The organism is Neisseria sp. P0019.S002, from assembly GCF_051957155.1.
Classification (GTDB): domain Bacteria; phylum Pseudomonadota; class Gammaproteobacteria; order Burkholderiales; family Neisseriaceae; genus Neisseria; species Neisseria perflava.
The window spans coordinates 1-14,622 of record NZ_JBQCWS010000002.1; the positions used below are offsets into that span (position 1 = coordinate 1).

The 14,622-nt window shown below is 53.3% G+C and carries 12 protein-coding genes; 6 read left to right on the forward strand and 6 right to left on the reverse strand.

Features of this window, described 5'->3' with window-relative positions; translation table 11 throughout:
* Positions 1-322 precede the first annotated feature (322 nt).
* The 4 genes from dksA to ACTHTY_RS03370 form a co-directional block, all read right to left on the reverse strand.
* Positions 323-739: an RNA polymerase-binding protein DksA gene (gene dksA / locus ACTHTY_RS03355; RefSeq protein WP_049344904.1), complete on the reverse strand. Its 417-nt coding sequence runs from the start codon at positions 737-739 to the stop codon at positions 323-325.
* A gap of 233 nt (positions 740-972) precedes the next feature.
* Positions 973-1,530, reverse strand: a complete 558-nt coding sequence (locus ACTHTY_RS03360; RefSeq protein ID WP_440366478.1) for a YggT family protein — start codon at positions 1,528-1,530, stop codon at positions 973-975.
* A 2-nt stretch (positions 1,531-1,532) separates the two neighbouring features.
* Positions 1,533-2,330 (reverse strand): pyrroline-5-carboxylate reductase, encoded by a 798-nt coding sequence (gene proC, locus ACTHTY_RS03365; protein WP_440366479.1) that lies wholly within the window; start codon positions 2,328-2,330, stop codon positions 1,533-1,535.
* A 76-nt stretch (positions 2,331-2,406) separates the two neighbouring features.
* Positions 2,407-3,102, reverse strand: a complete 696-nt coding sequence (locus ACTHTY_RS03370) for a YggS family pyridoxal phosphate-dependent enzyme (protein WP_440366480.1) — start codon at positions 3,100-3,102, stop codon at positions 2,407-2,409.
* 117 nt (positions 3,103-3,219) lie between these two features.
* Between ACTHTY_RS03370 and ACTHTY_RS03375 the strand changes: the two genes are divergently transcribed.
* The 3 genes from ACTHTY_RS03375 to yccS all read left to right on the forward strand — a co-directional run bounded on the left by ACTHTY_RS03375 (position 3,220) and on the right by yccS (position 7,888).
* Entirely contained in the window at positions 3,220-4,266 is a 1,047-nt protein-coding gene (locus ACTHTY_RS03375) for a type IV pilus twitching motility protein PilT (protein WP_004519239.1), read from the forward strand.
* Between the two features lie 85 nt (positions 4,267-4,351).
* Positions 4,352-5,581, forward strand: coding sequence for a PilT/PilU family type 4a pilus ATPase (locus tag ACTHTY_RS03380; protein WP_440366481.1), 1,230 nt, complete (start codon positions 4,352-4,354; stop codon positions 5,579-5,581).
* A 165-nt stretch (positions 5,582-5,746) separates the two neighbouring features.
* On the forward strand, positions 5,747-7,888 hold the full coding sequence (gene yccS, locus ACTHTY_RS03385; RefSeq protein WP_440366482.1) for a YccS family putative transporter: 2,142 nt from the start codon (positions 5,747-5,749) through the stop codon (positions 7,886-7,888).
* 92 nt (positions 7,889-7,980) lie between these two features.
* Here yccS and ACTHTY_RS03390 read toward each other — a convergent pair whose 3' ends face one another.
* Entirely contained in the window at positions 7,981-9,159 is a 1,179-nt protein-coding gene (locus ACTHTY_RS03390) for a phosphoglycerate kinase (protein ID WP_004519232.1), read from the reverse strand.
* A gap of 194 nt (positions 9,160-9,353) precedes the next feature.
* Here ACTHTY_RS03390 and ACTHTY_RS03395 point away from each other — a divergent pair, with 194 nt between their 5' ends.
* The 3 genes from ACTHTY_RS03395 to ACTHTY_RS03405 all read left to right on the forward strand — a co-directional run bounded on the left by ACTHTY_RS03395 (position 9,354) and on the right by ACTHTY_RS03405 (position 12,587).
* Positions 9,354-10,703 (forward strand): M16 family metallopeptidase, encoded by a 1,350-nt coding sequence (locus ACTHTY_RS03395; RefSeq protein WP_440366483.1) that lies wholly within the window; start codon positions 9,354-9,356, stop codon positions 10,701-10,703.
* A gap of 58 nt (positions 10,704-10,761) precedes the next feature.
* Complete coding sequence (locus ACTHTY_RS03400; protein WP_440366484.1) at positions 10,762-12,060, forward strand: M16 family metallopeptidase; 1,299 nt, start codon at positions 10,762-10,764, stop codon at positions 12,058-12,060.
* 128 nt (positions 12,061-12,188) lie between these two features.
* Entirely contained in the window at positions 12,189-12,587 is a 399-nt protein-coding gene (locus tag ACTHTY_RS03405) for a DUF2628 domain-containing protein (RefSeq protein WP_293202409.1), read from the forward strand.
* Positions 12,588-12,664: 77 nt separating this feature from the next.
* Here ACTHTY_RS03405 and glmS read toward each other — a convergent pair whose 3' ends face one another.
* Positions 12,665-14,503 carry a glutamine--fructose-6-phosphate transaminase (isomerizing) gene (gene glmS / locus ACTHTY_RS03410; protein WP_440366485.1) on the reverse strand — a complete coding sequence of 613 codons (1,839 nt, stop codon included), beginning with the start codon at positions 14,501-14,503 and terminating at the stop codon, positions 12,665-12,667.
* Positions 14,504-14,622: the final 119 nt, after the last annotated feature.

Sequence of the window (14,622 nt, forward strand, 5' to 3'; positions counted from 1 at the left end):
CGAATCGAATTATACAGTACATTTAGCAAATGTCAACTAAAATTATCGAAAATTCTAACTAACTGTGTTATACTGTCTGCTTCGTTTTCTTCACCGCGTCAGCAGCGAAGAACCGAACTATACGCCCTCCAGCAAAACCAGTCAACACCTTTCGCAAAATTATTTCTAGAAATTTAACCACCGCCCTGTTTTAACAGGGTTTTTATTTTATAAAAAAACACCAACAACCTTCCTACACAATCCATACATACAAAAAATACAAACTAAAGGCCGTCTGAAATGCTCTTTCAGACGGCCTTTTGAAGTTTCTATATCTATATTCTTAGTCGGCGAACTGTTTTTTCATTCGTTCGCGGCGCTCTTGCGCTTCTACGGACAATGTCGCGGTCGGACGTGCCAGCAGGCGTTTGAGGCCAATGGGTTCGCCAGTATCGGCACAGAAACCGTAATCACCTTCGTCAATGCTGCGGATAGTCGCTTGCACTTTATTGAGAAGTTTACGCTCGCGATCGCGGGTGCGCAGTTCTAAAGCGTATTCTTCTTCTTGAGTAGCTCGGTCGGCTGGATCGGGAGCGGATTCGTGCTCTTGAAGATGGCCGGTAGTGGTGTTTGCATTTTCAATCAGCTCTTCTTGCATTTTAACCAGTAGTTCGCGGAAGAAGGCCAATTGGTCGCTGTTCATGTAGTCCTCTTCAGGACCATCCCAGTTTAAAATATCTTGTTCTGTCAGCTTTGCCATGGTGTCTGCTTTCGGTTTGTTGTTAATGATTTGGATGCTACGGGTTTGCTTTTATTGGGTTTTCTTAAATTTCCGTTTTGGAAATTGGGCGAATCATATCATGTTTTACCTATTCATTTATTCTTTATATTTCGATTTGCACTTTTTTGCACTACCTTACACCTAAATGTATTAAAGCGCTTTTTAGGACGTTGTATTTTTGGTCGTTAATACCTGCTGCGCTTTCAGACGGCCTATTGGAGCAACCATAGGTTGGTTTGCTGGATAAGCTGGGGAAACCATCGGGCCAGCCACAACCATAATAAGAGTGCCAACAAACTGCCTGAAAAATCGTATCGTCCTAGGCGTAAGAAGGAAAACGGTTTGAGCAATGGCTGCAAGATTCGTTCGATGGCATAAGTCAACGGCGAATAGCGGCCCTGTATGCTGGACACCATTCTAATAATCAGACCGATAAATAATGTATAGGCCGCGGCTTTCAGCATATGGAGCGCGGCAAACCAGAAGTTTGCCAAAATCAGCTTATTGCTGATGGACAGCGCCGGCGAGATGAAAATAATGGCGGTACAGGCAAGGTAGTACACCAGAAAACCTGAAGGCAGGCAGTACCAATCGGTTTTCTCGCCGGATGGAAATGCTTTTTGCCAAGGTTTGGTCAGCCAGCCTGTTGCCTGTATGCTGAATTTGAGCAGGGGGTGTTCTGCTGCCAATCCTGCATATCGGAGCAAAAAGCGCGTGATACACAGGATGGCAATAGCGTCTGCCAATAATAGGAGCAAGTCGCCACGCATGTTCAGACGGCCTTATATTGTTGCGCCATTTCTTGCGAACGTTTGACGCAGGCTTCTACACCCTGTTCGATGGCTTCGGCAACGTGACGGGCTTTGAAGGTTTCGATGGCTTCGTGTGTCGTGCCGCCTTTGGAAGTTACGTTTTGCTGTAATTGTGCGAATGCTTCGCCGGTTTGTTCGGCCAAAGCCACTGCGCCTTTAAATGTAGCGAGGCTCAGCTCGCGTGCGTCTTGTTCGTTGAAACCTTGTGCCAAAGCCGCATTTTGGAGCGCGCCCAACAAATAGAAAACATAGGCGGGGCCGCTGCCGCTGATGCCGGTAATATTGTGGAGTTGCTCTTCCTCGTTCAGCCAAACGGTTGTGCCGACAGAGCGCATGATGCCATCGGCAGCGGTACGGTCTGCTTCTGAAACGCCTGCATCGGCAAACATACCGGATACGCCCAAACCGATTTTGGCCGGTGTATTGGGCATGATGCGTATGATACGGCGTGTGCCGCCCAAATACTGGCTGAGGGTATCGATGGACAATCCAGCCGCCACGGACAACACCAACGCGCCATTTAAACGGATGTTTTGACAGGCTGCCTGCATGTCTTGCGGTTTGACGGCGAGAATGAGGATGTCGTCCGCACTCAATTCGGGCAGATTTTCAGAAGTGGCTACGCCCAATTCTTGCACCAGTTGCGCCCGTCTTTCGGCGCCGCGTTCGACAATGTGGACACGATAGCCGTCTTGTTGGACCAAACCGCCTGCAATGGCAGTCGCCATATTGCCGCCGCCGAGAAAATAGATATTCATATATATGTCACTCCTTTGTGATATCGATCAGGCCGTCTGAAACTGCTGTCTGCCCTGTTCAGACGGCCTATTACTTTTATTGAGGATAATGCCGCTTGCCGAAAATCGCGCTGCCGATGCGGACATGGGTTGCGCCGCATTCTACCGCGATTGGCATATCTCCGGACATACCCATAGACAAAACATCTGCTTCGACACCTGCCGCGTTCAGCTTAGCTAACAGCTGTTGCATGGTATGAAACTGGCTGCGCAATTCATCGTCGCTGCTGTCGGCCTTAGCCACACACATCAATCCGCGCACTTTAATATTCGGCAACTTGGCCACTTCAAGGGCCAGCGCAACCGCCTCATCGGGTGCTACGCCGTGTTTTGATTCTTCCGCAGCAATGTTCACTTCAATGCACACCTGCAACGGCGGCATTTCAGACGGCCTTTGTTCGCTCAAGCGCCGCGCCGTTTTCAGACGGCCTATCGTATGCACCCAATGTGCACGCTCGGCCACAAATTTGGTTTTATTAGACTGCACATCGCCGATAACGTGCCAAACAATATCCGGCAAATCGGCCAGCGTTTCCGTTTTTTCAAACCATTCCTGAATATAGTTCTCGCCAAAATCGCGCTGACCGGCCGCATACACTTCGCGGATATTGTCTGCCGGAAAGGTTTTGCTGACCGCTACCAGCTTCACCGTATCCGCAGGCCGCCCTGCAGCCTCAGCTGCCTGTTCAACCGACCGGCATACGTCCTGATAGTTTTGTTGCAATACCGACATGGTTTTCTCCTTTAACCCGTTCATCACTCGGCATTTTGAAAATTTTACTTGGTCGAACGGATTTATCTATTTAAAATAAAGCGATTTTATTATTCTAAACCAAAACAAGGCCACATTATGCAGATTACCGACTTACTCGCGTTCGGCGTGAAAAACAAAGCCTCCGACCTCCATTTGAGTTCGGGCATTTCCCCCATGATACGCGTACACGGCGACATCCGCCGCATCAACCTTCCCGAGATGAGCTCGGAAGAAGTCGGTACCATGATTACCTCGGTCATGAACGACCACCAGCGCAAGCTCTATCAACAGGATTTTGAAGTCGATTTCTCATTTGAGCTGCCTAATGTTGCCCGTTTCCGCGTCAACGCCTTTATGACCGAACGCGGCCCGGCTGCCGTATTCCGTACCATTCCGAGCACCGTCCTGACACTGGAAGAATTGCGTGCGCCGCGCATTTTCCAAAAAATTGCCGAAAATCCGCGCGGTTTGGTCTTGGTAACCGGCCCGACCGGTTCGGGTAAATCCACCACGCTGGCGGCGATGGTCAACTACATCAATGAAACCCAACCGGCCCACATTCTGACCATCGAAGACCCGATTGAGTTCGTCCACCAAAGCAAAAAGGCGCTCATCAACCAGCGCGAACTGCATCAGCACACCCACAGCTTTACCAACGCCCTGCGTTCCGCACTGCGCGAAGACCCAGACGTGATTTTGATCGGTGAGATGCGCGACCCTGAAACCATCTCCCTCGCCCTGACCGCCGCCGAAACCGGCCACTTGGTTTTCGGCACGCTGCACACGACCGGCGCCGCCAAAACCATCGACCGTATTGTCGACGTATTCCCTGCAGGCGAAAAAGAAATCGTGCGCTCCATGTTGTCCGAATCCTTGCGCGCCATCATTTCCCAAACCCTGCTGAAAACCCGCGACGGTAACGGCCGCGTCGCCGCACACGAAATCCTGATTTCCACACCGGCCGTGCGCAACCTCATCCGCGAAAACAAAATCGCCCAAATCAACGCCGCCCTCCAAACCGGTCAGGCCCACGGTATGCAAACCCTCGATCAAGCCCTGCAAACCCTTGTCCGCCAAGGTACCATCAGCCCCGAGCTGGCACGCAGCAAAGCGCAAAACATCGAAAACCTCTCTGTTTTCTAAACCATACCCAGGCCGTCTGAACCCATCATCCCGTTTTCAGACGGCCTTTCAGCCTGACCGAATACCCGTTTTAAAGAGAATCATCATGAGCGACCTCGCCCCTCTGCACGACCTGTTAAGCGAAATGGTGCAAGCCTACTCACAAAAAAACCAAGCACCGCACATCCCCACCCCGGCCGAAATCGGCACACATCTTCATCCCCTGCTCGACCGCATGTGTGAAGAGGCCGAAAAACGTAACGCATCCGACATCTTCATCAGCGCAGGCTTTCCCCCTGCCATCAAAGTCGGCGGCACCCTCACGCCCATGCCCCACAAAGCGCTGACCGGCGCGGACACCGCCGCCATCGCCGAATCTACCATGAACCCCGACCAGCTCGAAGCCTTCAACCGCGACTGGGAAATCAACTATTCCGTCCAATCGCGCAGCAACACGCGCTACCGCGTCAACGCCTACCACGAGCAAGGCCGCGTCGGCATGGTATTGCGCCGCGTCAGCCAAGACATTCCCGAGATGAAGACCCTCGGTTTGCCCGAAAAACTCCAAGAGCTTGCTCTCGCACCGCGCGGCCTGCTAATCCTCGCTGGCCCGACCGGTTCGGGTAAATCCACCACCATGGCCTCCATGCTCAACTACCGCAACCAAAAGCTGCCCGGCCATATCGTTACCATCGAAGACCCCATCGAGTTTATCTACAAACCTTGCCGCAGCATCTTCACCCAGCGCGAAATCGGCATCGATACCGACAACTGGAAAACCGCCATTCAAAGTGCCATGCGTCAAGCACCCGACGTCGTCTGTATCGGCGAAGTCCGCAGCGAAGAAAGCATGGAATACGCCCTCCAACTGGCTCAAACCGGCCATCTGTGCGTTTTCACCATCCATGCCAGCACAGCCTCCCAAACCATCGAGCGCATCATCAATTTCTATCCGGAAGACCGCCGCCAACAGGTTTTGATGGATTTGGCGTTAAACCTCGTCGGCATCATCGGCCAACGCCTCACCATCAAGAAAAACCGCCAACGTACGGCCGTTACCGACCTCCTGCTCAACACTCCGGCCATGCAGGACTTGATTTTCAAAGGCGAATTGCTGGAAATCCGCGACCTGATGGCACGCTCCGGCAGCAACGGCATGCAGACGTTCGACCAAAACCTCTTCAACCTCTACGCACAAGGCCAAATCGAACTCAGCGAAGCCCTGCGCCAAGCAGTATCCGCCAACGATTTGCGCCTGCGCATTCAAATGCACGACGAAGGCAACAATACCGAACGCCTCTACGACCGCATCAGCGACCTCAACCTGATGACCTAGTGGCGCAAGCCAAAAAAGGCCGTCTGAACGGGTGTGGAAACGAAATCAAGTATTTCCCCGTATCCGTTCAGACGGCCTTATCCTATCTCAAGCATTCTGAAACCGACTGAAAATCCTGTTAAAATCCAATCATTCACCTCATAACGAATAATAAACAACATCATCATGAAAACTCCGCCGCTCAAACCTCTGATCATTGCCTCCCTGCCCGTCTTCGCCAGCGTGTTCATCGCCGCCACCCTCGTTTGGCACTTCGACACGCCCAAGCTCGTTATGCCCTTCGTACTCGGTATTATTGCCGGCGGTTTGGTCGACTTGGACAACCGCCTCACAGGTCGTCTGAAAAACATCGTCATCACCGTTGCCCTGTTTACCCTCTCCTCACTGCTTGCCCAAAGTACCATCGGCACAGGCGTTCCCTTCATCTTGGCCATGACCCTGATGACTTTCGGCTTCACCATCCTCGGCACCGTCGGCCTCAAATACCGCACCTTCGCTTTCGGTGCACTTGCCGTCGCCACCTACACCACGCTGACCTACACCCCCGAGACCTACTGGCTGACTAACCCCGTCATGATTCTGTTGGGCACTGTCCTATACAGCGTCAACACCCTGATCTTCCAAATCATCCTGCCCCACCGCCCTGTCCAAGAAACCGTTGCCAACGCCTACGACGCACTCAGCAACTACTTCGATGCCAAAGCCGACTTTTTCGACCCCGACGAAGCCGCATGGTTGGGCAACCGCCAAATAGACTTGGCCATGAGCAACACCGGCGTGATTACCGCCTTCAACCAATGCCGCGGCGCACTTTTCTACCGATTGCGCGGCCAACACCGCCATCCGCGTACCGCCAAAATGCTGCGCTACTACCTCTGCGCACAAGATATGCACGAACGCATCAGCTCCGCCCACGTCGATTACAGCGAAATGGCCGAACAACTCAAAAATACCGATCTCATCTTCCGCATCCGCCGCCTGCTCGAAATGCAAGGCCAGGCGTGCCGCAACGTTGCCTCCTCCCTGCGCAACAACAAACCCTACGCATACAGCAAACGCCTCGGCCGTGCCATGGAAGGCTGCCGCCAATCCCTCAGCCATTTTGCCGAGACCCATGCCGATAATGCCAACCTCCACAATATCCGCCGCCTGCTCGACAACCTCAGCAGCGTCGATTACCAACTGCGACAACTGCAAAACGATGCGTCCCTTGCCGAAAACGACAACGCCGACACCCGCATCGCCGCCCTTGAAAACACCAAATTCCGCAATATCGGCGAAACCGTCCTCAGCCAGCTTAATTTCGAATCCGGCGTCTTCCGTCATGCCACCCGCCTCTCCATCGTCGTGGCCGCAGCCTGCATCATCGTCGAAATCCTCCATCTCAACCTCGGCTACTGGATTCTGCTGACCGCCCTTTTCGTCTGCCAACCCAACTACACCGCCACCAAAAGCCGCGTATACCAACGTATCGCCGGTACGATTCTCGGCGTGATTGTCGGTTCGCTCGTCCCCTACTTCACCCCGTCCGTTGAAACCAAGCTTTGGATTGTCATCGCCAGCACCACCCTGTTTTTCATGACCCGAAGCTACAAATACAGCTTCTCCACCTTCTTCATCACCATCCAAGCCCTGACCAGCCTCTCGCTTGCCGGTTTGGACGTGTACCACGCCATGCCCATCCGCATCATCGACACCATCGTCGGTTCCGTTATCGCATGGGCCGCCGCCACCTACCTCTGGCCCGATTGGCGTTACCTCACCCTCAGCCATACAGCCGCCCAAACCATTACTGCCAACGGCCGCTATCTCAACGCCATCCTCGACCAGCTGCAAAACGGCAGCCGCGACGATGTCGACTACCGCCTTACCCGCCGCCAAGCCCATGAAAGCACCGCCGCCCTCAGCAGCACCCTGTCCGACATGAGCAGCAACCCGAAAAAATACCAAGACCGCCTGCAAGACGGTTTTACCCTGCTCAAAACCAGCTATGCGCTGACCGGCCACATTTCCGCGCTCGGCGCATACCGCGACCAAGTTCATCACGACGGCAGCGATACCTTCGCCCCATATGCCCGCCTGACCCACCACATCGCCGAACTCCTCAAACAAATGCCGCAGACCGAACCGGCCACCTTCGATGCAAGCATCGAAGCCATCCGACAGGAGTTTGCCGATTTGGAACAGACCGACAAAGAGCAATCCCAACAAAACCAAATCCTCAAACACCAGCTCGACCTCATCATCCGCCAGCTTGCACCGTGTTATCAGGCATTGCACAGACAGTCGGATACGCAAACCGCCTAAACCGATAATACATTTCAACAAAATAAAGGCCGTCTGAAACCTGATTTCCAGATTTCAGACGGCCTTTATTCAGCCATCGAGATTAAAACCGATTACGCGCCGCGTTTTTCCAAAGCAGCAACGGCAGGCAACTCTTTGCCTTCCAAGAACTCAAGGAACGCGCCGCCGCCGGTAGAGATGTAGCTGATTTGATCGGTTACGCCGAATTTGGCAATCGCCGCCAAAGTATCGCCGCCGCCGGCAATCGAGAACGCATCGCTTTGGGCAATCGCTTCGGCCAATACTTTGGTACCGCCGGCAAATTGGTCAAATTCAAACACGCCGACCGGGCCGTTCCATACGACCGTACCGGCAGCTTTGAGCAAATCGGCCAAAGCAGCAGCAGATTTCGGGCCGATGTCCAAAATCATGTCGTCTTCGGCAACGTCGGCAATGTCTTTCACCACAGCTTCCGCATCGGCGGCAAAAGCTTTAGCGACAACCACATCGGTCGGCAGCGGAACAGAGCCGCCTTTGGCCGCCATTTTCGCCATGATTTTTTTGGATTCTTCCACTAAGTCGTGTTCGGCCAAAGATTTGCCGATGGCTTTGCCTTCTGCCAACAGGAAGGTATTGGCAATGCCGCCGCCGACGATGAGTTGGTCGACTTTGTCAGCCAAAGATTCGAGGATGGTCAGTTTGGTAGACACTTTGCTGCCGGCAACGATGGCAACCATCGGATGAGCCGGTTGTTTCAGGGCTTTGCCCAAAGCGTCGAGTTCACCCGCCATCAACACGCCAGCGCAGGCAACAGGCGCGGCTTGGGCAACGGCTTCAGTCGAAGCCTGGGCGCGGTGGGCGGTACCGAATGCGTCGTTGACAAACACGTCGCACAAAGAAGCGTAGGCTTTGCCCAGCTCCAAGTCGTTTTTCTTCTCGCCTTTGTTGATGCGCACGTTTTGCAGCATCACAACATCACCGGCGTTCAAAGTCGGTTTGTTTTCACGCCAGTCGTTCAATACTTTCACGTCTTTGCCCAACAGTTTGCCCAAATGCGCGGCAACAGGCGCCACATCGTCTTCAGGATGGAATTCGCCTTCGGTCGGACGGCCGAGGTGGGTCATCACGATCACAGATGCGCCGTTGTCCAAGCAGTATTTGATGGATGCGAGCGAAGCGCGGATACGGGTGTCGTCGCTGATGTTGCCGTCTTTAAACGGTACGTTCATATCGGCGCGGATCAGAACGGTTTTACCTTGAACATTTTGTTCGGTCAGTTTCAAAAATGCCATGATGATTCCTTTGTGATGGTTGGAAACGGGAATGTTTGGGATTATCCGCGAATGAGGCGCGACGGTAAAGATTGGCAACGGCCGCGCTTGATGTGAATCAGCAGATAAAGCCGCAGGCCGTCTGAAACATTCGGCCAATCTTTCAGATTTTCCGCTATACTTTGGCGATTGATTTTCATTTTACGGATTGAACCATGTTACGCCGAATTGCTTTAATGCTTGCCTTCGCGCTGCCTGCCGCCTCATGGGCGCAGACGCTTTCTGAAACCCTGCCCAACGGTCTGAAAATCATCGTCAAAGAAGACCATCGCGCACCTGTGGCCGTTTCGCAAATTTGGTACAAAATCGGCAGCGTGGATGAGAAACCGGGCAAAAGCGGCCTGAGCCACGCTTTGGAACACATGATGTTTAAAGGCACGAAAGACGTCCCCTCCGGCGAGTTCAACCGCCGCGTGTCCGAGCTGGGCGGACAAAACAATGCCTATACCAACCGAAATGAAACGGTGTATTACGAAAACGTCGCCGCCGCCAACCTGCCCGAGATTCTGAAGCTCGAAGCCGACCGCATGCACAACCTCAACTTCAGCGACAAAGAATTCCTCAACGAGATGAACGTCATCCGTGAAGAACGCCGCCAGCGCACGGAAGACACGGCCGACGGCAAAATGTGGGAGCAAGCCTACCTTGCCGCCTTTACCCAACCGTCCATGCGCGCCTCCGTCATCGGCTACATGAAAGATTTGCACACCCTAAAAGCCGACGACCTGCGCGCGTGGTACAAACAATATTACGCGCCCAACAATGCTGTATTGGTCATTGTCGGCGATGTCGATGCCAAACAAACGCTTCAGACGGCCGCCAAACTCTTCGGCGATATTCCGGCCAAAGCCCAGCCGCCGCGCAACAAACTGAATACCGAACCCTATTTGCGCAAACCTGTTACAGTCAAAGCCACTTCTCCGGTTACACACCAGCCGCTGATTGCCATCAACTTCCGTGTGCCAAAACTCCAAAAACTCGATGACACGATGCCTTTCGCCCTCGACATCCTCTCCGATATTTTGGCAGGCAACGCGTCCAGCCGTTTTGATAAAAACCTCGTGCGCGGCAAGCAAACCGCATTGAACGCAGGAACGCATTACGACATCATCAGCCGTGAAATGCCGCTGTTCAGCGTCATGGCTATGCCTGCCGAAGGCGTGAAAACCGATACTTTAATTGCCCAGCTGCGCCAAGAAATCAAAGACATTGCCGACCACGGCGTTTCCGAAGAAGAATTGCAGCGCGTCAAGACCCAGGCAGCAGTCAACGAAATCTACGCCAAAGACTCCATGTCTTCCCAAGCCTCCATGATGGGCCGCCTCGAAGCGCGCGGTTTCCAATATACCGACGAACAAGAAATCCACCGCCGCCTACAGGCCGTCAGCGCACAAGAAGTACAGGCTGCCGCCCGGATGTTGACCGACGATCGCATGAGTACCGTCATCATCGAGCCGCAAAAACCTGCCACCGCGCCAAACAAAAAAGTTGCCAAACGCCGATAAACATCAGGCCGTCTGAAAGCCCATAACCTTTCAGACGGCCTTAACAGAAAGCCACAACATGAAACCCACCCTGCTCACCCTTGCCCTACTCCTGCCCTTAAGCGTCCAAGCCGCCACCGACATCCAACGCTGGCGCAACCGCGACGGCACCCAAATCCTCCTTGTCGAACGCCACGAAAACCCCATCATCGACCTTGAAGTCAGCTTCAAGGGCGCAGGCAGCGTCGCCAATCCGGACGGCAAAAGCCAAGTTGCCGAATTTACCGCCGCCCTCCTGACCGACGGCACCCAAGAGCTGGACGAAGAAGCCTTCAATGCCGAAGCCGACAACATCGGCGCACAAATCAGCAGCGACAGCAATGCCGAAAGTGCATCCGCAGGCTTCCGCAGCCTCAGCAAAGCCGACATCCGCGACAAAGCCGCCAACTTGCTCAACCACTCGCTAACCCGTCCGCGTTTTGACGAAGCCGTTTTCCGCCGCCGTCAAATCCAATCCATTACCGGCTTGCAACAACAGGAAACCACCCCCGACTACACCGCCACGCGCGAACTGACCAAGCTCATCTACCCGAATCACCCTTACGGCAGTGGCGCAAACATAACCGTCGACAGCCTTAAACAAGTTAGTCTGGACGACATCCGCGCCTTCCACCGCACCCACTACGGCAAAGACAACGCCATCGTCGCCATCGTCGGCGACCTCAACCGCAAACAGGCAGAGCAACTGGTCGAGCGCGTCCTCAAAGACCTGCCAGCCAAAGCCACCGCAACCCACGCCATCCCGCCCGTTCCCAAACAAACCGCCCAACGCCGCGACATCCCCTTTGCCGGCACACAGGCACAAATCCTGCTCGGTACTTCCCTCTTCAAACGCCATGACCCCGACTATTACGCCCTCATTGCCGGCAACTACATCCTCGGCGGCGGCGGTTTCGACAGCCGCCTCATGAAAGTTTTGCGCGACCAACACGGCTACACCTACGGCGTATACAGCAGCCTCGCCCCAGCGACAGAAGAAGGCACGTTTGCCGTTTCCTACTCCACCCAAAAGAAAAACACCAAAGCCTCACTGGCCGACACCCAAGCCGTCATCGAACAGTTTATCGCCGAAGGCCCGACCGAAGCCGAACTGAAACAGGCCAAAGCCAACATCGTCGGCAGCTTCCCCCTGCGCTACGACTCCAACGACAAGCTGCTCAACTACCTGAGCCTGATCGGCCTCTACGACCTGCCTAACGACTACTTGGAAGCCTACCCCAAAGCCATCAACAGCCTGACCGTCGAACAAGTCCGCGACGCATGGCAACGCCGCGTTAAATTCAAAGACCTCAACACCGTCGTTGTCGGCGCAGAATAAAACGCTTTAAAACAACAGGCCGTCTGAAAGATTTTTCAGACGGCCTGTTGTTTGACAATTATTCAGATTACTTATGCACTATGATACAATTTCTTACTTTTTAACTATTAATCATAAAAGGGGTTTTCATGAAAGTATATAAGATATTTAAAGATTCAATAGGCCAATATGAAGCGGTCAAACAAGGCTGGTCTTGGCCTGCATTTTTCTTTGTAGGCATTTGGGCATGCGTGAAGAAAATGTGGGGGTTGGGTATCATCCTTATTATTCTATCTATAATTTTAAGTTTTTTTAATTTTGGAGCTGAAAAACTGGTAAGTATGGACCCCGCCTTCGCAATCTTTCTCCCCTTTCTATTTCTTATTGGTATTACCATTAGAATCCTAATGGGTGCATACGGCAACAAACTGCGTGAAAAAAATTTGATAAGCCGAGGCTATCAGTATCAAAAAAAAGATACTGAATTTATTATTGCTCAGAATCCTCAAATGGCCATTATTCAGTATATTTCCAAATACGAAAAATAAATCGGATTCTTAAAACATAGAGGCCGTCTGAAACCTGTTTCAAGGTTTCAGACGGCCTTTTTTAACCGGTTTATTGCTTATTCAACCGTTACTGATTTAGCCAAGTTGCGCGGTTTGTCCACATCTGTACCGCGTGCGAGGGCGGCGTGGTAAGACAGGAGTTGCACGGGGATGGTGTGCACAATCGGCGAGAGTACGCCGACGTGGCGTGGGGCGCGGATAACGTGCACGCCTTCGGTGGCGTTGAAGTTGCTGTCGAGGTCGGCGAAGACAAAGAGTTCGCCGCCGCGTGCGCCGACTTCCTGCATATTGGCTTTTACTTTGTCCAACAGGCTGTCGTTCGGGGCAATCACGACAACAGGCATGTTCTCATCCACCAAAGCCAACGGGCCGTGTTTCAACTCACCCGCAGGATACGCTTCGGCGTGGATATAGGTAATCTCTTTCAGCTTCAATGCGCCTTCGAGGGCGATTGGGAAGTGGATGCCGCGGCCCAGGAAGAGCGCGCTGGTTTTCTTGGCAAATTTTTGCGCCCAAGCGGCGATTTGCGGCTCAAGGTTGAGAACGTGCTGAATGCTGCCCGGCAGTTGGCGCAATTCTTCAACGTATGCAGCTGCTTGCTCGTCGGAAACCAGGCCGCGCTGTTTGCCCAAGGTAACGGCCAGGCCGAACAGGACAACCAGTTGGGTCGTGAACGCTTTGGTAGAGGCAACGCCGATTTCCGCGCCGGCGCGTGTGTACAGTACCAATTCGCTTTCACGCGGCAAGGCGGATTCCATCACGTTACAGATAGACAGGCTGTGTTTGTGTCCCAAGGATTGCGCGTATTTCAGGGCTTCCATGGTATCCAAGGTTTCGCCGGATTGGGAAATGGTGATGACCAATTGTTTCGGATCGGCAATCACGTCGCGGTAGCGGTATTCGCTGGCGATTTCCACGTCGGTCGGTACTTTGGCGATGGATTCGAGCCAGTATTTGGCGGTCAGCGCGGCATAGTAGGACGTACCGCAGGCAAGGATTTTGATGCTGTGGATATCGTCGAATACTTCGCGGGCGTTGGCGCCGAAGTTTTCAGGTTCGAAGCCGCCATCAAGGAAGACTTCGGCGGTATCGGCGATGGCGCGGGGCTGTTCGTGGATTTCTTTTTGCATGAAGTGGCTGTATGGGCCCAACTCCAAAGAAGCCAGAGACAATTCGGACACTTTAATCGCGCGTTCGGTTTGCACACCGGTTTTGTCGAGCAGCTTTTCGATACCGTTTGCGTTCAGCAGGGCGATGTCGCCGTCTTCCAAGTAAGCGATGCGGCGGGTAAAGGCGATCACGGCAGATACGTCGGAAGCGATAAAGGTTTCTTGGTCACCCAAGGCCACCAACAGCGGGCAGCCCATGCGCGCAACAACCATTTGTTCAGGGTTGTCTTGTGCGATAACGGCAATGGCGTATGCACCGTGGAAACGGGCAGTCGCAGCCTGGACGGCTTCAAACAGTTTGCCGCCGTTTTGTGTGTATTCGTGGTTGACGCTGTGGGCGATGACTTCGGTATCGGTTTGCGATTCGAAGGTGTAACCCAAAGCTTGCAGGCGTTCGCGTTCGGCTTCAAAGTTTTCGATGATGCCGTTGTGGACAACCGCAATCATGCCGCCGGAAATGTGAGGGTGGGCGTTAGGCTCGGTTACACCGCCGTGGGTTGCCCAACGGGTGTGGCCGATGCCGATATGGCCGAACACGCCTTTTTCGCGTGCCGCATCTTCCATCAGCTGCACACGGCCGACACGGCGGACGCGTTTGATTTTGCCGTCTGTATTTACGGCGATACCCGACGAATCGTAGCCTCGGTATTCAAGGCGTTTGAGACCGTCGGTCAGAAAATCGACTACATTGTGATTGGCGCGAATAGCACCTACGATACCGCACATATAAGTTCCTTAGTATCAAAAGTTTGAGAAAATGACTGCTGCTCCGGCTCCCGAAAGCGGCAGTCGGAAAACGCCGTTTTATATTCATTGAAACGGCAAATCTGGATTTCAGACGGCCT

What these genes read in the sequence shown, in the direction of transcription:
- dksA (WP_049344904.1), bottom strand. Translation starts at nt 739, where the DNA reads ATGGCAAAGCTGACAGAACAAGATATTTTAAACTGGGATGGTCCTGAA.
- ACTHTY_RS03360 (WP_440366478.1), bottom strand. Translation starts at nt 1,530, where the DNA reads ATGCGTGGCGACTTGCTCCTATTATTGGCAGACGCTATTGCCATCCTG.
- proC (WP_440366479.1), bottom strand. Translation starts at nt 2,330, where the DNA reads ATGAATATCTATTTTCTCGGCGGCGGCAATATGGCGACTGCCATTGCA.
- ACTHTY_RS03370 (WP_440366480.1), bottom strand. Translation starts at nt 3,102, where the DNA reads ATGTCGGTATTGCAACAAAACTATCAGGACGTATGCCGGTCGGTTGAA.
- ACTHTY_RS03375 (WP_004519239.1), top strand. Translation starts at nt 3,220, where the DNA reads ATGCAGATTACCGACTTACTCGCGTTCGGCGTGAAAAACAAAGCCTCC.
- ACTHTY_RS03380 (WP_440366481.1), top strand. Translation starts at nt 4,352, where the DNA reads ATGAGCGACCTCGCCCCTCTGCACGACCTGTTAAGCGAAATGGTGCAA.
- yccS (WP_440366482.1), top strand. Translation starts at nt 5,747, where the DNA reads ATGAAAACTCCGCCGCTCAAACCTCTGATCATTGCCTCCCTGCCCGTC.
- ACTHTY_RS03390 (WP_004519232.1), bottom strand. Translation starts at nt 9,159, where the DNA reads ATGGCATTTTTGAAACTGACCGAACAAAATGTTCAAGGTAAAACCGTT.
- ACTHTY_RS03395 (WP_440366483.1), top strand. Translation starts at nt 9,354, where the DNA reads ATGTTACGCCGAATTGCTTTAATGCTTGCCTTCGCGCTGCCTGCCGCC.
- ACTHTY_RS03400 (WP_440366484.1), top strand. Translation starts at nt 10,762, where the DNA reads ATGAAACCCACCCTGCTCACCCTTGCCCTACTCCTGCCCTTAAGCGTC.
- ACTHTY_RS03405 (WP_293202409.1), top strand. Translation starts at nt 12,189, where the DNA reads ATGAAAGTATATAAGATATTTAAAGATTCAATAGGCCAATATGAAGCG.
- glmS (WP_440366485.1), bottom strand. Translation starts at nt 14,503, where the DNA reads ATGTGCGGTATCGTAGGTGCTATTCGCGCCAATCACAATGTAGTCGAT.